Below are 26,277 nucleotides of genomic sequence, written 5' to 3'. Positions count from 1 at the left end.
AGGTTCCATCCGGTGGGGCACCAGCTCGCTCCCCGGCTCCTCACAGGTGACGCCGAGGTTCCTCGCACGTGCCGCACACATAACCTACGCATCCGTAGGTTACGGTGTAGTAGTGAACACCTTGGCAAAGCAGCCCTGGCTGAGTCGGTACTCCCCAGGGGTTCCCGCAACCGTCGACGTCCCCGACGAGCCCGTGACCGCGGCGCTCGCCCGAGCCGCTGCCCGCTGGCCAGACAGGGTCGCGGTCGACTTCTTCGGCGCCACCCTCACGTACGCGCACCTGGTCGAGAAGGTGGACCGCGCAGCGAGCGCCCTGTCCTCGCTCGGCGTGCGCAGCGGCGACCGGGTCGCGCTCGTGATGCCCAACAGCTCCTCGCACCTCGTCGCGTTCTACGCCGCGCTGCGTCTGGGGGCGACGGTCGTGGAGCACAACCCCACGTACTCGTCCGACGAGCTGGCCCACCAGCTCGCGGACTCGGGCGCGACCGTCGCGCTCGTCTGGCAGAAGGCCGTCCCCACGGTCCTCGCCGCGAAGCCCGGCACCGAGCTGCGCACCGTCGTGTCGGTCGACATCGCCCGCGACCTGCCGCTCGTCAAGCGCGTCGCGCTGCACCTGCCCGTCAAGGCGGCACGCACCCAGAAGGCCGCGCTGCGCGGCCCGGCGTCCGCCGGCGTCCCCGACTGGCACCGGCTCGTCGCGAGCGCCGGACCGCTCGACCCGTCCACGCCCCAGCCCGCGGCCGACGACGTCGCCCTCCTGCAGTACACGGGCGGCACGACGGGCACGCCCAAGGGCGCGGTCCTGACCCACCGCAACCTCGTGGCGAACACCGTGCAGGGCCAGGCGTGGGCGTCGTTCCGCGAGGGCGAGGAGACCGTCTACGGCGTCCTGCCGTTCTTCCACGCGTTCGGCCTCATGTTCTGCCTGACCCTCCCCGCACGGATCGGTGCGACGCTCGTCGCGTTCCCCAAGTTCGACGCCGAGTCCTTCCTGGTCGCGCAGAAGCGCCGCCCCGCGACGTTCCTCCCGGGCGTCGCCCCCATGTTCGACCGCATCGCGGCCGCGGCCGCCACGGCACGCGCGGCGGGCAAGCCCGTGGACCTGCACTCGATCCGGCTCGCGTTCGCGGGAGCGATGCCCATCAGCCCGACGACGGCGCGCACCTGGGAGGAGGCGACCGGCGGTCTGCTCATCGAGGGCTACGGCATGACCGAGACGTCCCCGGTCGCGCTCGGCAACCCCGTCTCGGTCGACCGCCGTCCCGGCACGCTGGGCCTGCCGTTCCCGAGCACCGACATCCGGGTCGTCGACCAGGACGACCCGACGAAGGACGTCGTCCCCGACGAGGACGGCACGGTGCGCGGCGAGCTGCTCATCCACGGGCCGCAGGTCTTCCAGGGCTACTGGAACCGCCCCGAGGAGACGGCCCACCAGCTCCTCGACGGCGGGTGGCTGCGCACGGGCGACGTCGTGACCGTCGACGCCGACGGCGTGGTCACGCTCGTCGACCGCATCAAGGAGATGATCATCACCGGCGGGTTCAAGATCTACCCGTCGCAGGTCGAGGACCACCTGCGCCTCATGCCCGGGATCCGGGACGTCGCCGTCGTGGGCCTGCCGGGCGAGGGGTCGGACGAGCGGGTGGCCGCGGCCGTCGTGCTCGACGAGGACCAGGGCACCACGAGCGGTCTCCCGATCGACCTCGCCGCCGTGCGCGAGTGGGGCGAGCAGAAGCTCGCGCGCTACGCCCTGCCGAAGCACCTGTTCGTCGTCCCCGACCTGCCGCGCTCGCAGATCGGCAAGGTGCTGCGCCGCGTCGTGCGGGAGAACGTGCTGGGCAAGCCGACCGACGGCGAGGGACCGGGACACACGACGGGCGGCGCGGCACCGACCGCCTGACGGTCCCACCTCCGAACGACGCGAGGCGCCTCCCGACCCGGGGAGGCGCCTCGCGTCGTTCCTGGGAACGATCCCGTGCCCTGGTCAGGGAGCCAGCAGGTCCCGCACGTGTGCCGCGATGTCGTCACGCACGAGCCGCATGCGCTCCATGCCCTCGATCCCGCGCAGCGAGGGCTCGTCGGTGTCCCAGACCACGACGGGCGTCCCGTCGTCGGTCGTCACCTGCGCCTCCCGGCCGAGGACGACCACGACGTCCGCGGCCGCGACCAGCTCCGACGTCAGGGGCTTGGGGTGCTCACCCGACAGGTCGACGCCGACCTCCTCGAGCGAGGCGACCGAGAGCGCGTTGAGGCTCGACCCGGGCGAGGTCCCGGCCGAGTCGACCCGGACGTCGGGCGCGATCTTGCGCGCCAGCCCGGCGGCCATCTGCGACTTGCCGCCGTTCTTGACGCACACGAACAGGACAGATCGGGGGGTGCTCATCGGGGTCCTCCTGGTCGTCGGCCGACCGGCTGTCGGCCTGCCTGGTCGTGCTGGTCGCGGTCCCAGGCTACCGGTGGCGCACCCACGGACCCGAGGATCAGACGGTCGAGCCGGGCGAGACGACCTCCCACGTCCCGAGCTGCGTGAACCCGGCGCGGACGGCGAGCGCCCGGGACGCGGTGTTGTCGACCTGGCAGCGGTACTGCGGCTCGTACCCCTGGGAGAGGGCGTAGCGGCTGATCGCCCGGACGATCCGACGGGCGTGCCCCCTCCCCCGAGCGTCGGGGAGCGTCAGGACACCGGTGTCCGCCAGGCGGGACCCTCCCCAGGGGTACGTGCTCGCGGCGGCCACGAGCCGTTCGCCCTCGAACGCACCGAACACGGCCCAGTGGTCCAGCTCGACGTAGGCGTCGTCGAGGTCCTGCTCGGGCGCGCTCTCCTCGAACGCGGTGAAGGCTGCGGCGTCCTGGGTGGTCAGCCGTCGCACGCCGGGCGCGTCGGCCTCGGCGCGCAGCTCGGCCTCGGCCCGAGCGGTGAGGTGGAAGACGCAGTCGGCCTCGTGCAGCGTGATGCCCGCGTCCTGCAGAGCCCGGCGCACGGACGCCTCGGTGACGGCCCGTCGTCCGGCGACCTCGAGGAGCGCCGCGACCTGCGGGGTCACCGCGACCAGGACGACGCCGGGACCGTCGATGGGAGCGGCCGGGTCGGCCGGGCTGCCGGAGGAGCCCGCGCCACGGGTCGTCAGCACCGTGACGCGACGGTCCTCGGCCAGGCCAGGGTTGCTCACCACCGTGAGCACGGCGTCCCGGTACAGGACGTCACCGCCCACGAGCGGCGCACGCCAGAAGTCGGTGATCGTCTGGGAGAACATGGCGGGCTCCTCGGAGGTCGCGGGCAGCGACCTGCTGCGCGTTCCGCACGGTACAGGTGCCCGGGAACGCGCTCACCCCTTTTCACCGGCCACCTGTGCGCGACCCACGCGCACTCTGGGGCGAGGCTGGCGCGCGGGTCAGCGCCCGCCGTCGGGCACCTCGCCCTGGGGGCCGGGGAGCGCCGAGAGCGTGACCTGACGGATGCGGCGGTCCTCGATCGCCGTGACGGTCAGCCGGTGCCCGGGGACCTCGACCGCGTCGCCGACGGCACCGAGGCGTCCCAGGCGCGAGATGACGAACCCGGCGACGGTCTCGTAGGGCCCGTCGTCGAGCCGCACCCCGCTCTCCTCCGCGAACGCCTCGATCGTGAGGCCCGCGTCGAAGTCGCCCTCCGCGAGAGGCGCGTGCGCCGGGTCGTACTCGTCCCGGATGTCCCCCACGAGCTCCTCGACCAGGTCCTCGAGCGTGATGATGCCGTCCGTCCCGCCGTACTCGTCGACGACGATCGCGAGGTGCACCCCCGTGCGGCGCATGAGCGCGAGCGACGGCAGGAGCTGGTTGGTGCCCGGCAGCTCGAGCACGGTCCGGGCCACGTCGCGCACGGTCCGCAGGTCGGCACCGGCGGCCGTCGCGGCGTCGTCCGGCGCGCCCAGCAGGTCCCGCACGTGCAGGAACCCGACGACGTCGTCGAAGTCCTCGCCCGTGACCGGGTACCGCGAGTACGGCTGGGAGCGCACGATCGAGGCCGCCTCCGGCAGCGTCAGGTCGCCCGGCAGGAAGACGACCTCGCCGCGCGGCCGCATGGTCTCGACGACAGACCGCTTGGCCGCGGAGAACACGTCGGTGAGGATGCGACGCTCGTCCTCGGGCAGGCCCTCGTGCGCGATGACCATGTCGCGCAGCTCCTCCTCCGTCATCTCCTCGCTGCGCGCCGTGGGGTTGCCGCCCAGCAGGCGCACCACCACGTCGGTCGACCGCGACAGCAGCCAGATCACGGGACGCATCGCGGTCGCGAACCGGTCGAGCGGGGGCCCGACGACGAGCGCGAACTGCGCCGAGCGCTGCAGCGCGATGCGCTTGGGCACGAGCTCGCCCAGGACGAGCGACAGGTACGAGATCACGAGCGTGAGCGCCACGAGCGAGAGCGTCGACGCGAGACCGGACGGCAGACCGAGCGACTCGAGCGCCGGGACGAAGTCGGGCGCGAGCGTCGACGCGCCGTACGCCGCCGACAGGAACCCGGCCACCGTGACGCCGATCTGCACCGCCGCCAGGAAACGGTTCGGGTCGCGTGCCACCCCCGCGACCCGGGCTCCCCTCGGTCCACGGTGCTCGAGCTGGTCGATCTGCGAGTCGCGCAACGAGACCAGCGCGAACTCGGTCCCGGCGAAGACACCGCCGACCAGCACGAACACCAGGACGAGCGCGACGTTGAGCAGGGTTCCAGAGTCCATCGGGGGTGTTCCTCCGGTCGGGGGACGGTGGAACTGGACAACGAGAGGCGCCACCGGGCGGTTCCCGGCGACCGGTGCCGAGCGCGCCGCAGGGGCACTCGGCGCCCGCCGTCAGCCCCCGATACCGTCGAGGAACCGGATGACCCGCTCGGTGAGCAGGCGCGCCGCGTGCTCGTCGTAGGAGGGCAGGCTCGCGTCGGCGAACAGGTGCGCGTCCCCGGGGTAGAGGAACAGCTCGGCCTCGCCGGGCGCCGCCTCGACCAGGGCCCGGGCGGCGTCGAGGTCCCCCTCGTCGACGAAGATCGGGTCGGCGTCCATGCCGTGGATCTGCACGGGGACCCCGAGCGGCCAGCCGTCCCCGAACTCCGACGTCGGGACGCACGAGTAGAAGAGCAGCGCGCCCTGCGCGCCCTCGCGGGTCTGGGCGAGCATCTGCGCGGGCAACACACCGAGCGAGAACCCGGCGAAGACCAGCTCGTCGGGCAGCCCGTCCGCGACGCCGGCGCCGCGGGACAGGATCGTGTCGAACCCGATCTGCTCGACGTACCCCATGCCGCTCTCGATGTCGGGGAAGGTCCTGCCCTCGTAGAGGTCCGGGAGGTGCACGACGTGCCCGGCCTCGCGCAGCGTCTCCGCAAACGCGCGGACCCCGGGCGTCAGTCCGAGCGAGTGGTGGAAGAGCAGTACCTCGGCCATGGGGGCTCCTTCGCGTCAGGGCGCCGGGGGCGGCGCCGCCCTCCCGATCATCGCGCAGACCGCCCACGCGCGCCGGGTGCGGGGACGCCCCGGGGGCCCGAGGTCGACGGTCAGCGACCGACCGGCACCGGCCCCAGCCGTCGCAGCAGCGCGAGACGGCTCGCCGTGCTCGACGTCGAGCGCGACACCCTCCTCGCCGTGCCGACGCAGCGTCTCGTCGGGGTCCTGGTGGGCCAGGACGTGCAGCGGCACGTCGCGGTCGCACAGCACGTCGACGAGGTTCGCGAACCGCTGCCCCGTGTCGGGGGCCTGTGCGCCCAGGGCCGGGACGCCGTCGAGCACCACGGACCCGAAGCGGTCGGCGAGGTGCAGGACGTCCGAGACCGCGGTGCGTCCCGCGCACCAGTGCTCGAACCCCAGCCACACCGTGGCGTCCCGGACGGCGAGGACCGGGTGCTCGCGCGACCCGATGCGCACGGTCGTCGCCTCGGCGGGCTCGGGGCGCGCGAGACCGGCGGCCGCGAGCCAGGCGTCCGTCGCGGGCCACACGAAAGCACCGCCCCGGAACCCGCGCAGGTCCGCGCTCGGTGAGCGCCGGTGGTCGCGGTCGCCGCCGATCTCGACGACGTCGAGGCGCGCGGTCAGCAGGTCGATCGTCGGGACGAACAGGTGGTGGTAGGCCGGGCTCGGCATGAGGCCCGACGGCGGGTAGTTCGACGTCAGGACCACGCGCACCCCGCGCTCGTCGAGGGCCCGGACGGCCCGGGCGACGAGCATCGCGTCGCCCGCGTCGTGCACGTGGAACTCGTCGAAGCACACGAGCCGGGCATCGCCGAGGATCGCGTCGAGCGCGGCGTCGATCGACCCGCGCTGGAAACGCTCGCCGTGGAGGCGGCGCAGGAAGTCGTGGAAGTGGACGCGGACCGTCGCGGCGGAACCCGCGAGCGGGGCGACCGCTGCGAGGAACACGTCCATGAGCCACGTCTTGCCGCGCCCGACGGGGCCCCAGAGGTACAGGCCGCTCAGCACGTCGGCGGCGGGTTCGGCGAGGTGCGCGGCGAGCGTGTCGAGCGCCCGGACAGCGGGCTCCTGGCCAGGATCGACCGCGAAGCCGCGGAGGGCGGCGTCCAGCCCGACGGCGTCGCGCACCACCGTCAGCGGGTTCGCCGGGGCGTCGATCAGGTCCCTCGGTCGCGCCTCGTCCACGCGTCCGAGGGTACGCGACGGGTCTCGACGAGCCCGAGCCGTGCCGAGCCGAGCCCCCGCGCGCCGGCAGGGGGCCCAGGCCTGCGCCTGGGCCCCTGCCGAGGACCGATCGGTGCGAGCCCCCCGGCTCGCGAGGTGGGTCGACGGGAGCGGCGAGCTCCGCCGTCGGGCCGTGGAGAGCTCCAGACGTCAGGCGAGCGCCTTGGCCTTGAGCGACGCGAACTCGTCGGGCGTGATGGTGCCCGCGTCGAGAAGGGCCTTGGCCGAGGCGATCTGGTCGGTCGGCGACTGACCGCCCGTCGCGACCTCCCGGATGTAGGAGTCGGCCTGCGCCTTGGCGGCGCTCGCCGCGGCGAGGTGCCGCTCGGTCATGCCCCTGCCGCGGGCGATGATGTAGATCAGCGCCGTGAGGAACGGGACGAAGACCAGCCCCACGATCCACAGCGCCTTCCACCATCCGCTGAGCGTGTGGTCGCGGAACAGGTCGGTCAGGATCTGGAAGAGCACCATCAGGTACGCGATGAAGACGAACCACCAGATCAGAAGCCAGAAGAAGTCCCAGAATTCCATGATGAAGCCCCGTTCGACGATCTCCGACGCTCGCGAGCGCGAGGCGCTGACGTCAGGTTAGTGACGGGCGTCACGATGCGCGCGGCGAAACGGGCGGGTTCCGGGTGAAGCGCCCCTGATGCGAAGGTCGCGGGCGCCGTCAGCTCCTCGGCGGTGCGGTGCTGCTGCGGACCATCAGGGTCGTGGGGACGAGCGTCGTGCCGGGCTCGGGGGCACCGTCGTCGGACCGCACCTGCCGCAGGACCCCGTCCACGCACCGGCGGCCGACCTGCGTGAAGTCCTGGTGAACCGTGGTCAGGGGCGGGCTGTAGGACCCCGAGTCGGGCACGTCGTCGAACCCGACGACGCTCACGTCTCCCGGCACGTCGCGCCCCGTCTCGCGCAGCGCCCGCAGGATGCCGAGCGCCATCTGGTCGTTCGCGGCGAAGACGGCCGTGCACCCCGGCTGGTCCGCGAGCAGGAGGCCGGCCCGGTAGCCGGACTCGGCGCTCCAGTCGCCCCGGAGCAGGGGCGGGACCTCCCGTCCCGCGTCGACGAGCGCCCCCTGCCAGGCGTCGACGCGGCGCTGCGAGGCGAACGAGTCCTCGGGACCGGCGACGTGCCACACGGTGCGGTGCCCCAGCCCCAGGAGGTGGTCGACGGCGCTGCGCGCACCGGCCGCCTGGTCGGTGTCGACCACGACGTACTCGGAGCCCGCGTCGGAGTCGACGACCACGACCGGGATGCCCGGCGGGAGGGCGATGTGCGAGCGGCCCAGGAGGTGCACCTCCATGACGATGATGACGGCGTCGACCGCGAGCTCGCCGAGGCGCGAGAACGCGCCCTCGACACCGCCGGGCGTGGGGACCGCGACCGGGATGAGGGTGATCGCGTACCCCTCCTCGGCGGCCGCGACCGAGATCGCGTCGAGCGTGCGCATGTTGCCGGTCGTCGAGAGGGTGAACATGATGACTCCGATGGTCCGGAACTCGCCCCACTTGAGGGCGCGGGCGGCGCCGTTGGGCCGGTAGCCGAGCTGCTTCATGGCGTCGAGGACCTGCTGACGGGTCTCCTCCACGACGCCCGCGTGACCGTTCGACACGCGCGAGACGGTCTGCGCGGAGACTCCTGCGAGCTTCGCGACGTCGGCCATCGAGGCGCGGCGTACCCGCTTCGGGGTGTTCGTCGTCATCGGGCTGCTTCCTCCTGGGATCCGCACCCTCCGCCCCGACGCTCGCCCGAAGCTTCTCCGCCTGCGGACTTGACGCGCCCGCCGAACGGGTGTGACGATCAGGCTAGTCGATGTTTACGCAAACATCCATCGAGGTTCGTTCGGATGTTTGCGTAAACCTCCTCGGGACAGAGTTGATCCGCACCAGGACGTCGAACAACAGCGTTCGACCCGCCGAGACCAGCAAGGACTCGTCATGACAGTGATGTCACCACCGACGGCCACGCCCACCGGTGCGCCCGCCGGCGCCCGACCACCCCGCCCCCGCCGTACCGGGCGGTCATGGAAGGGCTGGGGCTTCATCGGCCCGTTCATGCTCGTCTTCGCGCTGGTCTTCCTCGCGCCGATCGTCTACTCGATCTACCTCAGCCTCTTCCGCAAGCAGATGATCGGCGGGAACTCGTTCGTCGGGCTGGAGAACTACCAGCAGGCGTTCTCCGACCCGCAGTTCTGGTCGGCCGTGGGCCGCGTCGCCCTGTTCCTCGTCGTCCAGGTCCCGATCATGCTCGTCATCGCGCTGATCGTGGCCCTCGCGGTCGACTCCGGGCGGCTCTACGGGAGCAGCTTCTTCCGCATCTCCATCTTCCTGCCCTACGCCGTGCCGGCCGTCGTCGCGACCCTCATGTGGGGGTTCATGTACGGGACACGGTTCGGGCTCGTCGGCAACATCAACGACGCGTTCGAGATCTCGCTGCCCAACCCGCTGTCGCCCGACCTCGTGCTCGCGTCGATCGGCAACATCGTCACGTGGGAGTTCGTGGGCTACAACATGCTCATCTTCTACGCCGCGCTGCGCGTCATCCCGCGCGACCTGTACGAGGCCGCCGAGCTCGACGGCGCGAGCCAGCTCCGCGTCATCACCGCGATCAAGATCCCCGCGATCCGCGGCTCGCTCGTCGTCGCGACGATCTTCTCGATCATCGGCAGCTTCCAGCTCTTCAACGAGCCCAGCATCCTCAAGAGCCTCGCGCCCAACGCGATCACGACGTACTTCACCCCGAACCTCTACGCCTACAACCTGTCGTTCTCCGGGCAGCAGTTCAACTACTCCGCGACCGTCGCGATCATCATGGGCGTCCTCACCATGATCGTGGCGTACGTCGTCCAGCTGCGTGGCATGAAGAAGGAGAGCTGAACGATGTCCGCCTCCCCCGTGACCCTGCGCCCCGCGAGCCGCCGCTCGCCCTCCGCGCTCCGCCCCGACCGGCGCGGCAGCGTCGAGAAGCCGCGCCGCAACGTCCTGCTGACCGTCCTCGTCGGGATCGTGCTGGTCTACAGCCTCGTCCCGCTCGTCTGGCTCGTCATCAACGCCACCAAGACCCAGTCGAGCCTCCTGAGCTCGTTCGGCCTCTGGTTCAGCGGCGACTTCAGCCTGTTCAGCAACATCGCCGACACCCTCACCTACGACGACGGCATCTTCGTCCGCTGGCTCGGGAACACCCTGCTGTACGTGGTGCTCGGCGCGGGCGGCGCGACGTTCCTCGCCGTGCTCGGCGGCTACGCCCTCGCCAAGTTCGACTTCCCCGGGAAGCGTGCGATCTTCGCGGTCGTGATCGGTGCGGTCGCCGTCCCGGGCACCGCCCTCGCTGTCCCGACCTTCCTCCTGTTCAGCCAGATGGGACTGACCAACACCCCCTGGTCGGTCATCATCCCCTCGCTCATCTCGCCGTTCGGGCTCTACCTGATGTGGACCTTCGCGGCCGACGCGATCCCCACCGAGATGCTCGAGGCCGCCCGCATGGACGGCGCCGGGGAGTACCGGACGTTCTTCAGCGTCTCGCTGCCCCTGCTCGGCCCCGGCATCGTCACCGTCCTGCTCTTCACCATGGTCGCGACCTGGAACAACTACTTCCTGCCGCTGATCATGCTCAAGGACCCGAGCTGGTACCCCCTGACGCTCGGGCTCAACGCCTGGAACGCGCAGGCCGCCACCGCAGGCGGCGAGGCGATCTTCCACCTCGTCATCACGGGCGCGCTCCTGACGATCCTGCCGCTCATCGTGGCCTTCCTCTTCCTCCAGCGCTTCTGGCAGACCGGCCTGTCCGCCGGCAGCGTCAAGGCCTGACGAGCCCGGCACGAACAACCCCCTGCACCACCCGGACCCGGGTCCCCGGGACGGCCCCCTCGTCTCACGACGACGTGAAAGGAACACCTCATGAAGACCCCCTCCGGGCGCGCGACGCTGCGCGCCACCGCCCTCACCGCGACCCTGGCGCTCGCCCTCACCGCCTGCAGCTCGGGCGACTCGGGCAGCGGCTCGGCCGACGCCTCGCCCGACGCGGTCAAGGCAGCCCTCGAGGAGGGCGGCAAGCTCACGGTCTGGGCCTGGGAGCCCACGCTCGAGGCGGTCGTCGAGGGCTTCGAGGACAAGTACCCGAACGTCGACGTCGAGCTCGTCAACGCGGGGACCGGCAACGACCAGTACACCGCCCTCCAGAACGCCGTCTCGGCCGGCTCGGGCGTGCCCGACGTCGCCCAGATCGAGTACTACGCACTGCCGCAGTTCGCCCTGTCGGACGCGGTGGCGGACCTGAGCGCGTACGGCGCCTCCGACCTCGACGGGACGTTCACACCCGGCCCGTGGTCCGCGGTGCACTCCGGCGACGGGATCTACGGCCTCCCCATGGACTCGGGCCCCATGGCCCTGTTCTACAACAAGGAGATCTTCGACAAGCACGGCGTCGCGGTCCCCACGACGTGGGACGAGTACCTCGCCGCGGCCCGCACCCTGCACGCCGCCGACCCGAACCTCTACATCGCCAACGACACGGGCGACGCAGGCTTCACGACGAGCCTGATCTGGCAGGCCGGCGGCCAGCCGTACCAGGTCGACGGCTCGGACGTCACGATCGACTTCACGGACGAGGGTTCGACGGCGTTCGCCACCACGTGGGACCAGCTCGTCTCCGAGGACCTCGTCGCACCCATCAGCTCGTGGAGCGACGAGTGGTACCAGGGCCTCGGCAACGGGACCATCGCGACCCTCGCGATCGGTGCCTGGATGCCCGCCAACCTCGAGTCGGGCGTGCCCGACGGCGCGGGCAAGTGGGCGGTCGCCCCCCTGCCGCAGTGGAACGCCGGGGAGAACGCGAGCGCCGAGAACGGCGGCAGCTCGCTCGCCGTCCCGGCTGCGAGCACGAAGCAGGCGCTCGCCTACGCGTTCCTCGACTACGCGAACGTCGGTGAGGGCGTGCAGACGCGCGTCGACGGCGGCGCCTTCCCCGCGACGTCCGCCGAGCTGGCCTCGGACGAGTTCCTCGGCACCGAGTTCCCCTACTTCGGCGGCCAGAAGGTCAACGAGGTCTTCGCGGAGTCGGCGGAGAACGTGCGCCAGGGCTGGTCGTACCTGCCCTTCCAGGTCTACGCGAACAGCATCTTCAACGACACGGTCGGCCAGGCGTACGTCTCGGACGAGACCATCGCCGGCGGCCTCGCGGCGTGGCAGGACGCGTCGGTCAAGTACGGCAACGAGCAGGGCTTCTCGGTCAACAAGTAGTCCCGCACGGGTGCCGGCCGACCTCCGGCCGGCACCCGCCCCTGGGGCGGACCTGCCCGCCCCCACGCACCTGAACGAAGGAAGTCACCATGTCATCGACCCCCACGCCGCACCGCTGGCTGCGGTGGCCCGAGGACCGCGCGACGCCGCGGCTCGGCTTCGGAGCGGACTACAACCCGGAGCAGTGGCCCCGCGAGGTGTGGGCCGAGGACGTGCGGCTCATGCGGGCCGCCGGGGTCAACATCGTCTCGGTCGCGATCTTCTCGTGGGCCCGGCTCCAGCCGACGGCCGACACCTGGGACTTCGCCTGGCTCGACGAGATCATGGACCTGCTGCACGCGAACGGCATCGCGGTGGACCTCGCGACCGCGACCGCGTCCCCTCCCCCCTGGCTCACGACGGCGCACCCCGAGATCCTGCCCGTGACCGCGACCGGCGAGACCCTGTGGCCCGGCGCACGCCAGCACTGGCGTCCCACGTCCCCCGTGTTCCGCGAGCACGCTCTGCGGCTCGTGCGCACCATGGCCCAGCGCTACGGCGGCCACCCGGCGCTGGCCGCGTGGCACGTGTCGAACGAGCTGGGCTGCCACAACATCTACGACTACAGCGACGACGCCGCCGGCGCGTTCCGCGACTGGCTGCGCGCGCGCTACGGCCCGCTCGACGAGCTCAACCACGCGTGGGGCACCGCGTTCTGGTCGCAGCGCTACAGCGCGTGGGACCAGGTCTTGCCGCCGCGCCTCGCGGCGTCGCACCCCAACCCCACGCAGCAGCTCGACTTCAAGCGCTTCTCGTCCGACGCGCTCAGGTCGTACCTGCGCGCGGAGCGCGACGTCCTGCGCGACCTGACCCCGGACGTCCCCGTGACCACGAACTTCATGGTCATGGGCGAGACCAAGGGCATGGACTACGTCGACTGGGCCGACGAGATCGACTTCGTGTCCAACGACCACTACGTCCTGCCGGGGGTCCAGGCGCACGACGAGCTGTCGTTCTCCGCGAACCTCACGGGCCACATCGCGGGCGGTCTGCCCTGGTTCCTCATGGAGCACTCGACGAGCGCCGTGAACTGGCAGCCGATCAACGTCGCCAAGAAGCCGGGCGAGCTGGTCCGTGACTCCCTGACCCATGTCGCGCACGGCGCCGACGCGGTCTGCTTCTTCCAGTGGCGCCAGTCCCGCGCGGGTGCCGAGAAGTACCACTCGGGCATGGTCCCGCACGCAGGCGAGGACAGCGAGGTGCACCGGACGGTGCGCGAGCTCGGAGCGACGCTCGGAGCGCTCGCCGAGATCGCGGGCTCGGAGCAGGTCCCCGCGCGTGCCGCGATCCTCTTCGACTGGGAGTCCTGGTGGACGAGCGAGCTCGACTCGCACCCGAACAACTCGCTGCGGTACCGCCAGGAGGCCCTCGACTGGTACTCGGCGTTCCTCGCCGCGGGCGTGCGCGCCGACGTCGTCCCGGCCCGGGCGGACCTCTCCGGGTACGACGTCGTCGTCGCCCCCGTGCTGCACGTCGTCCCGGGCGCGCTCGCCGAGCGGCTCCAGGGGTTCGTCGAGGGCGGCGGTCATCTGGTCACGACGTACTTCTCGGGGATCGTCGACGAGAACGACCACATCCACCTCGGCGGCTACCCCGGCGCGTTCACCGACCTCCTGGGCATCCGGGTCGAGGAGTTCGCACCGCTGCTCGAGGGCGAGACCGTCCTGCTCGACGACGGCAACGAGGGCTCGCTGTGGTCCGAGCCGATCACGGTCACCGACCCGTCGGTCGAGGTCCTCTCCTGGTACAAGACCGGCGAGCAGGGCGGGCGCCCGGCCATCACGCGTCGCCCCGTCGGGTCGGGCTCCGCGACCTACGTCTCGACGCGCCTCGGCACGGGCCTCGAGCCGCTCGTCCGCTCGCTCCTCGACGACGCGCACGTCCCGGGCGAGCTGCCCGGTGCGGTGCGCGGCAGGGTCGAGCTCGCGGTCCGCGGCACGGACGACCACGAGTTCTGGTTCCTCATCAACCGTACGGCCGAGCAGGTGGACGTCGACGGCGTCGCGGGGGACGTGCTCGTCGGCCGCCGCTCGGGCGGAGCACCGGACGGCACGGTCGTCCTGCCGCCTCGCGGCGTCGCGGTCCTGCGCCGCCCCAAGGACTGACCGACAGGCCCCCGCCGGACCCGGTACCGCCCACCCGACGAGAGCCGCACCCCGCACCACACGACCAGCACCACCGTCCCTCCCGCGTCCACGGACCGGCACCTGCCCGCGCGGCACGTGCCGGCCCGCGGCGTGCACGTCGCCAGATCCGCAGAGTAGCGAGAGAGAGGCAGTTCAAGGATGAACGCAGGAGCATCGAGAAGGTGGGTCGCCGCACTGAGCGTCGCCGCCGTGACCCTGAGCTGTGGTGCGTTGAGCGCCACGGCCCAGGCTGTGCCGTCGGGCGGTGCGCTCGCCACGGGCGTGGCCGCGGACACGGGCGTCGCCGCTGGACCCGGCGTGACCGTGCGACCCGACCCGAGCTACGCCGGCAAGGCGTTCGAGGGCTGGGGGACGAGCCTCGTCTGGTTCGCCAACGCGACGGGCGACTACCCCGACGAGGTGCGCGACAGGCTCGCGGACATGGTGTTCGGCGACGAGGGCCTCAACCTCAACATCGCGCGCTACAACGTGGGCGGCGGGCACGCGCCCGACGTCACGGACTACCTGCGCGCCGGCGGCGCCGTCGAGGGATGGTGGAACGCGCCCGAGGGCACCACGCGGACCGACGTCGACTGGTGGGACCCCGAGGACCCGGCCGACTGGAACGAGGACGCCGACGCGACCCAGCGCTGGTGGGTCGACCGCATCAAGGACGACGTCGACACGTGGGAGACCTTCAGCAACTCCCCGCCCTACTTCATGACCCCGAACGGCTACGTCTCGGGCAGCTTCAACGCGACCGACGACCAGCTCAAGACCGAGAGCATCGACGACTTCGCGGCGTACATGGTCGGCGTGACGGAGCGGCTCGAAAAGGCGCACGGGATCGAGGTCGGCACGATAGACCCGTTCAACGAGCCCAACACCAACTACTGGCGGACCACGCTCGACTCCTCGGGCAAGCCGACGGGTGGGCGCCAGGAGGGCGCCCACATGGGCCCCGCGCTCCAGCAGAAGGTCATCCGGGCGCTCGACACCGCGCTCGAGGGGGCAGACACCTCGGCCGGCATCGCGGCCATGGACGAGACCAACCCCGGGACGTTCACGACCAACTGGAACACGTACCCGGCGGACGTCAGGGCCAAGGTCGACCAGCTCAACGTCCACACGTACGGGACGGGCCAGCGCACCGCGGTGCGCGACATCGCCAAGGGCGAGGGCAAGCGCCTGTGGATGAGCGAGGTCGGCGGGTCCTGGAGCAGCACCGGGCAGGACTTCGAGAGCATGGAGTCGGGGCTCGGCAGCGCGCAGCACATCGCCGACGACCTGCGCGAGCTCGAGCCCTCGGCATGGGTGTTCTGGCAGCCCGTCGAGGACTACACCAACATGGCACCGGGCGGCGAGAGCGCCGAGGGCATGAACTGGGGCGAGATCCAGATCCCGTTCGACTGCACCGCCGAGGACACGCTCGAGACGTGCCCCATCTACACCAACACCAAGTACCTGACGACGCAGAACTTCACGCACTTCATCGCCCCCGGTGACCACCTGGTCGGCGTCGACGACACCAGCAGCACGGCAGCCGTGGCCGCCTCGGGCGACGCGGCCACCGTGGTCCACGTCAACAGCACGACGGCGGAGCGCGCCGTCACGCTCGACCTGTCGGGCTTCGGCAGCATCGAGGCGGGCGCGACCGTGACACCGTTCGTCACGAGCACCGCGGGCGCTCTCGTCGAGGGCGCCCCGGTCGCCGTGACGTCGGGCGCGGCCACGCTCACCGTCCCGGCGGAGTCCGTCACGACGTTCGTGGTCGACGGCGTCGCGGGGGTCGCGCAGGACGCCTCCCTGGTCCAGGAGGGCCACGTCTACCGCCTCCAGGGCGTCCAGTCCGGCAAGTCCCTCGCCCCCGCGGCGAACGGCTCGGGCGTCGTGGTCCGCACGAACGACGCGGCAGTCTCGGCACAGGTGTGGGAGCTCGCTCCGCTCGGCGCCCCCGAGGGCTCCGGGTCGCACACGACGCGCTACACCGTGACGTCCGCGGCGAACGGCAAGCAGCTCGCGGTCGTCCCCGACGGCACGGCCGTCCTGGTCGACGCGTCGGAGCAGCCCACCACGACCGCTCAGTGGATCCTGTCGACGACCGGTGACCGGACGTACACGCTCGTCAACGCCGCGAGCGGGCGCGTGCTCGAGGTCGGCGGCCAGTCCTCGACCGACGGCGCCCCGGTCTCCACCTACACCGCCAACTCGGGCCAGAACCAGCGCTGGCGCCTGTCCGACGAGACCGTGCTCAGCACGACCCCGGTCGAGGCGTTCACGGTGCCGGGGACCGTCCCGACCCTGCCGACCACGGTCGTGCCCGTCTACCGTGACGGCGCACGCGGCACCCTGCCCGTGACGTGGGACCTCCCGGCCGGGTCGGCGTGGGCCGAAGCCGGCATCGTCGAGGTCCAGGGCACGGTCACGACCCCCGGGGTCCCGTGGCCGCCACCGCAGAGGTCGTGGTCGACACGCTGACCACGACGCTGCCTGCCCGTGCCAAGGCCTACGCCGGCGGCACGCCCGTCCTGCCCGCCACGGTCCCCGCGGTCACCGCGGGCGGCCGCCAGGTCGAGCGCCCCGTGACCTGGGCGGCCGCCCCCGCGGGTGCGTTCGCCGAGGTCGGTGTCGTCGAGCTCACCGGGACGGCCGACTCCGGGCTGGGCGAGGTCCTGCCCGCGACGGCCCGCGTCCAGGTCACGGCCGCGGTCGACGAAGGCGCCACGTCCGCTCCCGGGACGACCGCCTCCGCGACCTTCACCGAGCCGGGCTACTCGGCCTCGGGGATCGTCAACGGCAGCACCACGGACAAGGCGTGGTCCAACTGGAAGTCCTCGGGCAAGAACGCCACCGACACCCTCACCGTCACGCTCCCCGCGGACCGCGACGTCACGCACGTCGTGACGACGTTCTACCGTGACGGCTCGACCGCGAGCTGGGCCAAGGACCTTCGGGTCCAAGCCCTGGTCGGCGGCGCGTGGAAGGACGTGAGCGCGTCGGTCGCGGTCAGCGGCGACACGAGCCGCGCCCCCGTGGTCGACGTCCCCGTGGACGTGCGCACCTCGGCCGTGCGGGTCGTCATGACCGCACGCCCCGACACGCACATGGTCGTGAGCGAGGTGCAGGTGCTCGCCAAGGCCCCGGGCACGTCCTCCGACACGGCGCTCTCGGGCCTCACGGTCGACGGCGAGGCCGTCGCCGGGTTCGACCCCGCGACGACCAGCTACCAGGTGCAGACCGAGGCCGGCGCGACGCTCGTCGTGGCCGCGGTCGCCGTCGACCCCTACGCGACGGTCGCCGTGACGCAGGCTGGGGCGTCCCCGGGAACAGCCTCGGTCGCCGTGACCGCCGAGGACGGGACCGTGTCGACGACGACGGTCGAGCTCGTGACCCAGGCCGACCTGAGGGTGGAGCCGACCGTGCGCGCACAGTGCACGGGGCGGACCGCGACCCTCGTCGTGCGGGCGGTCAACGCGGGCGACACCCTCGTCGACGTCGTGGTCACGACCCCGCTGGGCACGAAGACCTTCCGGGACGTCGCGCCCGGGAAGTCGGCGAGCCAGACGTTCTCGGCCCGCGCCCAGACCCTGGCCGCCGGCACCGTCACCGTCACCGCGACCCGCGAGGACGGCGCGACCTCCACCCAGCAGATCGGCTACCAGCCGGCCACCTGCTGACCCGCTCCGACCACCGTCACCCACAGCAGACGGCGTGCCCTCCTGCCGGGGAGGGCACGCCGTCGTCGGACGTGCGGCTCGCCGAGGGTGACGCGCGTGCCTGCCGAGGGTGACGCGCCCACCCGCCGACGGTAACCACCCAAACGGCCGAGGGTGACGCCCCGGACGGTCGACGGTGACCGCACGGTCGCCCCCGGCAGGCTCCACCGTCGCCCTCGGCGGGCGCGAGCGTCACCCTCGGCGGGCGCGCACGTCGCCCTCGGCGGGCGCGAGCGTCACCCTCGGCGGGCGCGCACGTCGCCCTCGGCGGGCGCGAGCGTCACCCTCGGCGGGCTCCACCGTCGCCCTCGGCGCGGCCGGGCGCGCCCTGTGGATCGATTCACCCCACGCTTCCCGATGACGGACGCGAGCCCGCAGGCCATACTGAGGCGGTGACCGAGGCCCAGGCGATCTTCGAGCTGGTCGAGGCGGGTCTCGGGACCCCGACAGCCGACGAGTCCTTCGACCGCTTCGCCCGCCTGGCCATGCGCCAGCTCGGCGTCCCGACCGCCGCGGTGTCCCTCGTCCTGTCCGACGAGCAGGTCTACCCCGGGGCGCACGGCATGCCCGAGGACATCCAGCTGAGCCGGCGCATGCCGCTGACCCACTCGTTCTGCCAGCACGTGACCAACGACCGCGAGCCGCTCGTCGTGCCGGACACCCGCAAGGACGCCCGCGTCTGGGACAACCCGTCCATCCCGGAGTTCGGGGTCCTCGCGTACGCCGGGTTCCCGATCTTCGACCAGCGTGGCCGCGTCGTCGGGACGCTGTGCGCGATGGACGACGAGCCCCACGACTGGACCGACGCCGACCTCGCGACCCTCGCCGACCTGACGGCCGCGTGCACGTCCGAGCTCCAGCTGCGCATCGCGCACGAGCGTGCGACGAGGATGCAGAACCTCGCCATCCAGGCGACCCGACGCAACCGCCTCCTGCTCATGCTCAGCGAGGCCTTCGCCGACGCCACCTCCGTCCAGGACGTGGGCGAGACCCTCGCCTACGTGGCGTCCTCGGCGATCGGCGCCCGGTACGCGGGTCTCGCGGTCGTCGACCCGTCGCGCAAGAGCCTGACGTTCACGAGCATGGACCACCTGGAGCCCGGGCTCTCGCCGTCGTACCGGTACGCGCGCATCGACGACCCGGACCGTGTCCTGTCCTTCGTCGCGCGCACCCAGGAGGCCCTGTTCTTCCGGGACGAGGCCGAGATCCTCGCGGCCTTCCCCACCGTCTCGGAGGCGCTCGACGAGAGCGTGGGCGCCCGGGCGCTGCTGCCCGTGCTCTCCGGCACGACCCTGCTCGCGGTCATCTTCCTCGGGTGGGAGCAGGGCAAGACCGCCGACGACGAGTCCCTGTCCCGTGCGGGCCTGGCGGGATTCGTCGCGCACGCCCTCGAACGCGTGAAGCTGCTCGAGGAACGCCGCGACGCGGCCACGACGCTCCAGGCCGCGATGCTCACGGCACTGCCCGACATCCCGCACCTCGAGCTGGCGTCGACGTACTCGCCCGCTACCCTCACGGACCAGGTCGGCGGCGACTGGTACGACGCGGTGGTGCACGACGAGGACGCCTCGGTCCTCATGATCGGCGACGTGACCGGCCACGACATGCGGGCGGCTGCGGAGATGGGCCAGCTCCGGTCGATGCTCCGGACCTTCGCCTGGAGCCACGACGAGTCGCCCTCGGCACTGCTCCGTCTCCTCGACCGCGCGAACACCGGGCTCTCCCTCCACGCGAGCGGGACCGCCGTCGTCGTCCGGCTCGACAGACGTGGCGACTTCTACGACCTGTCGTGGTCCAACGCGGGACACCCGCCGCCCCTGGTCCTGCGGTCCGACGGGAAGGTCGAGCTCCTCGACACCCGGCCCGACATGATGCTGGGGTTCGTGCCGAACGCCGCGCGCAGCGACCACATGACCCACCTCGGCCCGGGCGACACCCTCCTGCTCTACACGGACGGGCTCATCGAACGACGCGGGGTTCCCCAGAGCGCGCGCCTGTCCGGGCTCGCCCAGGCCCTCGCGTCGCTGCGGCACGGATCGACGCTCGCGCTCCCGAACGCCCTGGTCCAGCGCCTGGTCGGCAGCGACCAGCGCGACGACATCGCAGTCCTCGCGGTCCGTGTCCGGGCCGCGGTCGACTCCCACCCGACGCCCGCGTGCCCCACCCGGATGACCCGCGACGTCGAGCACACGACCGCGGCGATCTCGCCGGCCCGGCGCTGGGTCGACGACATCCTGGAGAGCTGCGGGATCAACCGCGACCAGCGGCGCACCATCATGCTGCTCGCGAGCGAGACCCTGACCAACGCCGTCCAGCACGCCCAGGGACCGCTCGAGGCGGTCGTCGAGGTGTGGCCCGCGACCGTCCGGATCGGCGTCCGCGACGCCTCCCCCGACGAACCGACCCTCCACGACCCCGAACCGCACGAGACCGGGGGGCGCGGCATCCAGTTCCTCGACCGGTTCGCCGACCGCTGGTTCGTCGAGCAGAAGACGTCGGACGGTCCGGGCAAGACCGTGTGGTTCGAGCTGGCCCGCGAAGAGGCCCTCTCCCGCTGACTGTGTCGGCGGTGCGCGCTACGGTGTGAAGTGGCGCACATCGCCGCGCGCCCACGAGAGGACACCATGACCGAACGCACAGCGACCGTCGCGGACGAGGACCTCGGGGAGCTGCTCGACCAGTACCGGTCACAGCTCACGGGCTACTGCTACCGCCTGCTCGGCTCCTCCTTCGAGGCCGACGACGCGGTCCAGGACACCATGGTCCGCGCCTGGCGCTCCTACGACCGTTTCGAAGGCCGCTCCGCGCTGCGCTCCTGGCTCTACCGCATCGCGACGAACGTCTGCTTCGACCACATCGCCCAGCGCAAGCGCCGGGAACGCCCCATGGGCCTCGGCGCTGCGCAGACGGCCGAGGAGAGGAACCTCGGCGAGCAGCTCTCGGAAGAGACGTGGGTCGAGCCGGTGCCCGACGACCGTGTGCTGCCCCGGGACGGCGACCCGGCCGACGTCGCAGTCGGGCGCGAGTCCATCCGCCTCGCGTTCGTCGCGGCCCTGCAGTACCTGCCGCCCAAGCAGCGCGCCGTCCTCATCCTGCGCGAGGTCCTGCGCTGGCAGGCCAGCGAGGTCGCCGAGCTCCTGGAGACGTCGGTGCCCTCGGTCAACAGCGCGCTCCAGCGGGCGCGGGCCACGTTGTCGGCCCAGGCCCACTACGGGTCGGCTCCCGGGGCGGACGGTGCCAACCTCCCGACCGTGCCCGTGGACGAGGACAAGAACGAGCTCCTGGAGAAGTACCTCGACGCGTTCGAGCGCTACGACATGCCGGCCCTGGTCGCGCTGCTCCACGACGAGGCCACGCTCTCGATGCCGCCGTACGCGCTGTGGATGCGGGGCCCGGTCCAGATCGAGCGGTGGATGGTCGGGCCGGGCGCGGAGTGCCGAGGCTCGCGCATGGTCCCGGTGCGGGCCAACGGCACGTTCGGCTTCGGCCAGTACCGGGTCTCGCCGACCGGCGGGTACGACGCCTGGGCGCTCCAGGTCATCGACACCGCCGACGGCAAGGTGACCGGCATCAACGCGTTCCTCGACGTCGAGGCCTGGTACCCGCTCTTCGGCCTGCCGCTCCACCTCGACGCGTAGGACGCACGGGAGGGTGGGGCCGGGATCCCGGCCCCACCCTCCCGTGCTGCGGTCCGCTGGTCGCGATCAGTCGAAGGTCTCGAGGAGCACGCGACGCTCCTCCTCCGTGAGGTTGGTGGCGATGAGGTCACCGTGCAGACCGTGGAAACGCTCGCCCACGCGGTCCAGGTTGCCGTCCTCGGTCACGGCGAACAGCGCAGAGGTGCCCTCGGTGACCTGAGCCCTGATGCGGTCCAGCTGGTCCTTGTTCAGCCCCACGGCCTCCATGGACTTGTGGATCGCTCCCAGGGCCGCGCCCGCGGCGACACCGATCACGGGCACGAAGAAGAGAGCACCGAACAGCAGCCCCCAGAACGCGCCCCAGCCGGTCCCGCGCCACTCGTCCTCGTGCGTGTGGCGCGTCGTGGGCTTCTTCGCCCCCTCGGGCCAGGTCACGATCGCGCGGTCGACGATCTTGATCAGGCCCTCGGACGCCGCGTCCCTCAGGACGCCGGACGCGGTCTCGGCGCCCCCGGGTGTGTCGAACGACCAGACGGTGAAGGTAGCCATCGTTGTCCTCTCGGGTGGTGCGGGTGGTGCGGGCGAGCCACGTGAGCCGCGCAGTGGCGCGAGCCACGCAGGGAGCGCGGCAAGCGCGAGCAGCGGCGAAACGGCGTCAGGCGAGCAGCTTGGCCTTCGCGGCGGCGAACTCCGCGTCGCTGAGGACCCCGCTCGCGTGGAGCTGGCCGAGCTGTTCGATCTGGGCCAGGAGGTCGCTCCCGCCTGCGGCAGGGGCTGCGGCGGCAGGGGCTGCGGGCGGGGCCTGGGCCGCCTGGGCCGCCGCGGCCTGCTGCGCGTAGAGCTGTTGCTGCTGCGCCTGCTGCTGCGCCTCGTACTGCTGCTGCTGCGCCTGCTGCTCGGCCTTGCCCTGCTGGTGCCGGTTCACGGCTCCGACCGTGGCGGACGCCGTCCCGGCGACGACGGCCGTGCGGGCCATGGTGCCCAGCAGACCTGGGCGTCCTACGCGTCGTAGTGGCATGGTGTGCTCCGTTCCTCGTGCGGTGATGTCTGCCTGATGTCCGTGTGCGTGGTGGCCGTGCGGTGGTCCCGTCGGGGTGCCGGGTTCAGACCTCGAGCTCGGCGAGCTCGACGATCTCGTTGACGACGTCGGCAGGGATGCGTTCCTGCGCGATCACCGCCGCCCCGGCGTCGCGCACGGCGCCGACGAACTGCCGCGCCCAGGAGTGCTCGACGATCAGGACGAGGGCGGACGTCCCCGGTTCGAGGTTCGACGCGACGTCGTCGATGTCCTCCTGCCCCGCGAGGCCCGAGCTGCCGAGCTGCGTCTCGGTGATGTCGAGCTCGTCGCCGAGGTCCTCGACCTCGATCACGTCGATCTCCCCCCCGACCCCCTTGCGGATCACGGTGAGGTCGAGGAGCGTGACGACGTCCGACCCGAGGAGGTCCGCGATGGCGATCTTCACCGCGTCGGGGACCCGCTCGGAGGGGAAGGCGATCGCGACGAACTCGACCGGACCGAACTGTGTCGTGGCCATGGGTGGTGCTCCGTTCTTCGGGGTTGCGGGTGCGGGACGGGGTGGAGGGCGGACGAGCGACGTCAGGCAGCGGTTACGGCAGCGACGACGCCGACGCCCGCTGCGCCTCGTCGCCGTGGACCACGAGCGCCCACAGCACGAAGATCCCCAGGACGATCGTCACGACGGACCACCAGGGGCTCGCGGGGAGCGCGACGAACTGGGTCAGCACGTTGAGCACGACGAGCACGATCGCGACGAGCCGTGCCCATCCGCGCCCGGCGAGGAGCGCGAAGCCCACGATCACGAGGAGCACCCCGACGACCAGGTGGATCCACCCCCACGTGGACACGTCGAGCACCACGATCCCCTGCTCCCCCAGCCCGACGAGCTTCTCGGGGGAGAACGCGGCGACGAGGCCGCTGATCGCGTTGAACAGCCCGAGCGTGACCAGGACGATTCCCGCGAACCACACCCAGCCGACCCATCCCGTGACCTGTGACGAACGCGCCATGGTGCCTCCTCGCACACGTAGGACGGGTGACGTCGTCCTGGCCGTGACCGGCCCGGCGTCACCCTGGAAGTCTCGCTTCCCTGATCGTGGCACCGGACTCCCGTGTCGGCATCCGCTGCGCGAGCGACCGCGCACCACCACTATGGGTCCATGGAGCTGGGGTTCACGGGCGGGATCGCGCTGGTCGTCGTGCTCGGGGTCGTGGGGCAGGTCGCCGCGAAGGCGCTCCGGGTGCCCTCGATCCTGCTGCTGCTCGTGCTGGGGCTCCTGGCCGGTCCGGTGTCGGGTCTCGTCGACCCCGACGTCCTCCTGGGCGACGACCTGTTCCCGCTCGTGTCGATGGCGGTCGGCCTCCTGCTGTTCGAGGAGTCGCTCAAGCTCGACATGAAGCGGCTGCAGGGCGGGGCGCGGCGTCCGGTCGTGCTGCTCGTGACCCTGGGCGCGGTCCTGACAGGGGTCGGCGCGACGCTCGTCTGCTGGTGGGTGCTCGACCTGCCGCTGTCCCGGGCCGCGGTGATCGGGGCGATCCTCATCGTGTCAGGTCCGACCGTCGTCGGACCGTTGCTCGCGATGATCCGGCCGAAGCAGCCGCTCGAGTCGGTGCTGGCGTTCGAGGGGATCTTCATCGACCCGATCGGTGCGACGGTCGCGCTCGCGATGGCGAACATCGCGCTGCACACGGCCCCCGTGAACCTGGGGATGACGGCGTTGTCAGGGGCGCTGACGGGAGCGGTTGCCGCGGCGGCGTACGTCGCAGCCGTCCGGTGGGGCAAGGTCCCGCCGGCGACGGAGGTGTCGCTCGCGTTCGCCACGGCGCTCGCGACGTACGCGGTGGCGGAGGCGTTCCACGAGGAGGCGGGCCTGTTCGCGACCACGACCCTCGGCATCGTGCTCGCCAACCAGCGCTGGGCGCGGATCGAGCCGCTGCACGAGTTCGGCAGCCACGTCGGTCTGCTGCTCATCGGGACGCTCTTCATCCTGCTCTCCGCGCGGGTCGACCTCGACGCGCTCGTGGCGTACGCCCTGCCGACGCTCGCGATCGTCGCGCTCCTCGTCCTGGTCCTGCGTCCGCTCGTCGCGTCGATCGCGACGACGGGCAGCGTCCTGTCGAGCCGAGAACGGGTCATGGTCGGCTGGATGGCTCCGCGCGGGATCGTCGCTGCGTCGACGGCGTCGGTCTTCGCGCTGCGCTTCGAGGACGACGGCCAGCCGTTCGAGCAGCTGGTCCCGGTGGTCTTCGGGGTGATCCTCCTGACCGCGATCGTGTACGGGCTCACGGGTCCGTGGGTCGCGACGCGCCTGGGCGTGCGGTCGCCCGGCCCGGAGAACCTGGACGACGACGGCGTCCCGGTCGCGGAGGAACGCGCACCCGGGTGACGAGCGGTCGCACCGCGCGTCGCGCAGGCTCTCTGCACGAGACCTTCCCGCCCGACGGCGTGGGCGCACCCCGCGCGCGCGGGCGTTCGCTACGTTCGCCCCATGACGAGCGACGCGAGCACCACTCCGGAGCCGGCCCCTGGGCCGTCGGCCACCTCGGGCACCGACCTCGACCGGCCCCGCGACTTCCTGGCGCTCTCCCCCGACGACCCGCGCAAGCCGCCCCGCTGGCTGCCGCGCGCGCTCTTCATGACCGTGGTCGCGGTGTTCGTCGGGATCTTCGCCTGGTACGCGATCGGCACCCTCGAGAGCCTCGGCGTCAACATCCTCATCGCGTTCTTCATCGCGCTCGCGCTCGAGCCGATCGTGGTGTGGCTCGTCCGGCACGGCTGGCGGCGCGGTGCGGCGGCGGCCACGGCCCTCATCGGCGGGCTGGTCGTGGTCGTGGGCATCTTCGCGCTCTTCGGCAACCTGTTCGTGCAGCAGCTCGTCCAGCTCGTCCAGTCGATCCCGGCCCTCTACACCGACGTCCAGGAGTTCGTCTCGACGCGGTTCGACATCGATCTGCCGAGCTCCGACGAGCTCCTCAAGCAGGGTTTCAACGAGTTCGGCGAGGACGTCGCGTCGGGTGCCCTCGTCGTCGGGACGACGATCGTCGGCGTGATCTTCGCGTTCCTGACGATCATGCTCGTGACGTACTACCTGCTCGCGGCGGGCCCCAAGTTCCGGGTCGCGATCTGCCGCTGGCTCACGCCGAACCGTCAGCAGGAGGTCCTGCGCCTGTGGGAGATCACGCAGGTCAAGGTCTCCGACTTCATCAACTCGCGCATCGTCCTGGCAGCGCTGTCGAGCGTGTTCACGTTCGTCTTCCTGCTGATCGTCGGCACGGACTACGCCCTGCCGCTGTCGGTGTTCGTGGGCGTCGTGTCGCAGTTCGTCCCCACGATCGGTACGTACATCGGCGGTGCGCTGCCCGTGATCGTGGCGCTCACGTCGCAGGGGCTGCCGCAGGCCCTCGCGGTCCTCATCTTCATCGTCGCGTACCAGCAGCTCGAGAACCTGTACTTCTCGCCCAAGGTCTCGGCACGGGCCCTGGAGATGAACCCGGCGGTGTCGTTCGTGGTCGTGCTCGCGTTCGGGGCGGTGTTCGGTGCGCTCGGGGCGTTCCTGTCGCTCCCGATCGCCGCGACCATCCAGGCCGTCGCGAACACGTACATCCAGCGGCACGAGCTCGTCGACTCCCACATGCTGCACGACCCCGGCCACGGGAAGGACGACGACCCGGACGAGGGCCCGGACGAGAAGGACGGCGGACTGACGCGACGCCGTCGGGCGAACCGCAGGGCCGGGCGCGACGCCGCGCGGACCGTCGACGAGCGTCACGCCGACGGCATCGAGTAGCCCGCAGCACCCTTTCCGGCGCGGCGTGGGCCGCCCTCTCGGACGGGACGGCGGCCCACGCCGTC

General features: G+C 71.9%; 22 protein-coding genes. 11 read left to right on the top strand and 11 right to left on the bottom strand.

Annotated features, from left to right (window positions below; translation table 11 throughout):
* The first annotated feature begins 112 nt into the window (after positions 1-112).
* Positions 113-1,900 carry an AMP-binding protein gene (locus ACFVQ3_RS14920; RefSeq protein WP_387640511.1) on the top strand — a complete coding sequence of 596 codons (1,788 nt, stop codon included), beginning with the start codon at positions 113-115 and terminating at the stop codon, positions 1,898-1,900.
* Between the two features lie 84 nt (positions 1,901-1,984).
* On the opposite strand, the gene ACFVQ3_RS14915 is transcribed toward ACFVQ3_RS14920, so the two are convergent.
* From ACFVQ3_RS14915 to ACFVQ3_RS14885, 7 genes are all read right to left on the bottom strand, one after another.
* Positions 1,985-2,383, bottom strand: a complete 399-nt coding sequence (locus ACFVQ3_RS14915; RefSeq protein WP_387640508.1) for a low molecular weight phosphatase family protein — start codon at positions 2,381-2,383, stop codon at positions 1,985-1,987.
* 97 nt (positions 2,384-2,480) lie between these two features.
* Positions 2,481-3,254 (bottom strand): GNAT family N-acetyltransferase, encoded by a 774-nt coding sequence (locus ACFVQ3_RS14910; RefSeq protein WP_387640505.1) that lies wholly within the window; start codon positions 3,252-3,254, stop codon positions 2,481-2,483.
* 138 nt (positions 3,255-3,392) lie between these two features.
* Positions 3,393-4,709 (bottom strand): hemolysin family protein, encoded by a 1,317-nt coding sequence (locus ACFVQ3_RS14905; RefSeq protein WP_387640503.1) that lies wholly within the window; start codon positions 4,707-4,709, stop codon positions 3,393-3,395.
* 111 nt (positions 4,710-4,820) lie between these two features.
* On the bottom strand, positions 4,821-5,405 hold the full coding sequence (locus ACFVQ3_RS14900; RefSeq protein WP_387640500.1) for a dienelactone hydrolase family protein: 585 nt from the start codon (positions 5,403-5,405) through the stop codon (positions 4,821-4,823).
* Positions 5,406-5,420: 15 nt separating this feature from the next.
* Positions 5,421-6,611 (bottom strand): cell division protein ZapE, encoded by a 1,191-nt coding sequence (gene zapE, locus ACFVQ3_RS14895; protein WP_387640497.1) that lies wholly within the window; start codon positions 6,609-6,611, stop codon positions 5,421-5,423.
* Positions 6,612-6,800: 189 nt separating this feature from the next.
* A complete protein-coding gene (locus ACFVQ3_RS14890; RefSeq protein WP_387487249.1) occupies positions 6,801-7,181 on the bottom strand; it encodes an SHOCT domain-containing protein in 381 nt (126 codons plus the stop codon).
* Between the two features lie 139 nt (positions 7,182-7,320).
* On the bottom strand, positions 7,321-8,352 hold the full coding sequence (locus tag ACFVQ3_RS14885; protein WP_387640495.1) for a LacI family DNA-binding transcriptional regulator: 1,032 nt from the start codon (positions 8,350-8,352) through the stop codon (positions 7,321-7,323).
* A 235-nt stretch (positions 8,353-8,587) separates the two neighbouring features.
* On the opposite strand from ACFVQ3_RS14885, the gene ACFVQ3_RS14880 reads away from it, so the two are divergent.
* From ACFVQ3_RS14880 to ACFVQ3_RS14845, 8 genes are all read left to right on the top strand, one after another.
* Positions 8,588-9,526, top strand: a complete 939-nt coding sequence (locus tag ACFVQ3_RS14880; RefSeq protein ID WP_387640493.1) for a carbohydrate ABC transporter permease — start codon at positions 8,588-8,590, stop codon at positions 9,524-9,526.
* 3 nt (positions 9,527-9,529) lie between these two features.
* Positions 9,530-10,456: a carbohydrate ABC transporter permease gene (locus ACFVQ3_RS14875; RefSeq protein WP_387640490.1), complete on the top strand. Its 927-nt coding sequence runs from the start codon at positions 9,530-9,532 to the stop codon at positions 10,454-10,456.
* Positions 10,457-10,546: 90 nt separating this feature from the next.
* Positions 10,547-11,887 (top strand): ABC transporter substrate-binding protein, encoded by a 1,341-nt coding sequence (locus ACFVQ3_RS14870; RefSeq protein WP_387640487.1) that lies wholly within the window; start codon positions 10,547-10,549, stop codon positions 11,885-11,887.
* An 89-nt stretch (positions 11,888-11,976) separates the two neighbouring features.
* The gene (locus tag ACFVQ3_RS14865) at positions 11,977-14,031 is read left to right on the top strand and encodes a beta-galactosidase (RefSeq protein WP_387640485.1); all 2,055 of its coding nucleotides are present in this window, start codon (positions 11,977-11,979) and stop codon (positions 14,029-14,031) included.
* A 180-nt stretch (positions 14,032-14,211) separates the two neighbouring features.
* Positions 14,212-16,530, top strand: a complete 2,319-nt coding sequence (locus ACFVQ3_RS14860) for an RICIN domain-containing protein (protein ID WP_387640483.1) — start codon at positions 14,212-14,214, stop codon at positions 16,528-16,530.
* Positions 16,494-17,729 carry a discoidin domain-containing protein gene (locus ACFVQ3_RS14855; RefSeq protein ID WP_387640481.1) on the top strand — a complete coding sequence of 412 codons (1,236 nt, stop codon included), beginning with the start codon at positions 16,494-16,496 and terminating at the stop codon, positions 17,727-17,729. Before ACFVQ3_RS14860 ends, ACFVQ3_RS14855 begins: the two co-directional genes overlap by 37 nt.
* A 431-nt stretch (positions 17,730-18,160) precedes the next feature.
* The gene (locus ACFVQ3_RS14850) at positions 18,161-20,326 is read left to right on the top strand and encodes a SpoIIE family protein phosphatase (protein ID WP_387640478.1); all 2,166 of its coding nucleotides are present in this window, start codon (positions 18,161-18,163) and stop codon (positions 20,324-20,326) included.
* 66 nt (positions 20,327-20,392) lie between these two features.
* Positions 20,393-21,406, top strand: coding sequence for a sigma-70 family RNA polymerase sigma factor (locus ACFVQ3_RS14845; protein ID WP_387640475.1), 1,014 nt, complete (start codon positions 20,393-20,395; stop codon positions 21,404-21,406).
* A gap of 66 nt (positions 21,407-21,472) precedes the next feature.
* On the opposite strand, the gene ACFVQ3_RS14840 is transcribed toward ACFVQ3_RS14845, so the two are convergent.
* From ACFVQ3_RS14840 to ACFVQ3_RS14825, 4 genes are all read right to left on the bottom strand, one after another.
* Positions 21,473-21,955: a DUF1269 domain-containing protein gene (locus tag ACFVQ3_RS14840; protein ID WP_387640473.1), complete on the bottom strand. Its 483-nt coding sequence runs from the start codon at positions 21,953-21,955 to the stop codon at positions 21,473-21,475.
* A 106-nt stretch (positions 21,956-22,061) separates the two neighbouring features.
* On the bottom strand, positions 22,062-22,424 hold the full coding sequence (locus tag ACFVQ3_RS14835; RefSeq protein ID WP_387640470.1) for an SHOCT domain-containing protein: 363 nt from the start codon (positions 22,422-22,424) through the stop codon (positions 22,062-22,064).
* Positions 22,425-22,509: 85 nt separating this feature from the next.
* On the bottom strand, positions 22,510-22,941 hold the full coding sequence (locus ACFVQ3_RS14830) for a DUF6325 family protein (RefSeq protein WP_387640467.1): 432 nt from the start codon (positions 22,939-22,941) through the stop codon (positions 22,510-22,512).
* 73 nt (positions 22,942-23,014) lie between these two features.
* On the bottom strand, positions 23,015-23,434 hold the full coding sequence (locus ACFVQ3_RS14825; RefSeq protein ID WP_387640465.1) for a hypothetical protein: 420 nt from the start codon (positions 23,432-23,434) through the stop codon (positions 23,015-23,017).
* Between the two features lie 150 nt (positions 23,435-23,584).
* Between ACFVQ3_RS14825 and ACFVQ3_RS14820 the strand changes: the two genes are divergently transcribed.
* Together ACFVQ3_RS14820 and ACFVQ3_RS14815 are read left to right on the top strand one after the other, a co-directional pair.
* Positions 23,585-24,811 carry a cation:proton antiporter gene (locus ACFVQ3_RS14820; RefSeq protein WP_387640461.1) on the top strand — a complete coding sequence of 409 codons (1,227 nt, stop codon included), beginning with the start codon at positions 23,585-23,587 and terminating at the stop codon, positions 24,809-24,811.
* Positions 24,812-24,913: 102 nt separating this feature from the next.
* Positions 24,914-26,212 (top strand): AI-2E family transporter, encoded by a 1,299-nt coding sequence (locus ACFVQ3_RS14815; RefSeq protein ID WP_387640459.1) that lies wholly within the window; start codon positions 24,914-24,916, stop codon positions 26,210-26,212.
* Positions 26,213-26,277: the final 65 nt, after the last annotated feature.

Source organism: Oerskovia sp. NPDC057915, from assembly GCF_042887685.1.
Taxonomy (GTDB): domain Bacteria; phylum Actinomycetota; class Actinomycetes; order Actinomycetales; family Cellulomonadaceae; genus Oerskovia.
The sequence above is the reverse complement of the archived record's forward strand: the minus strand, read 5'-3'. Positions and strand labels throughout refer to the sequence as shown.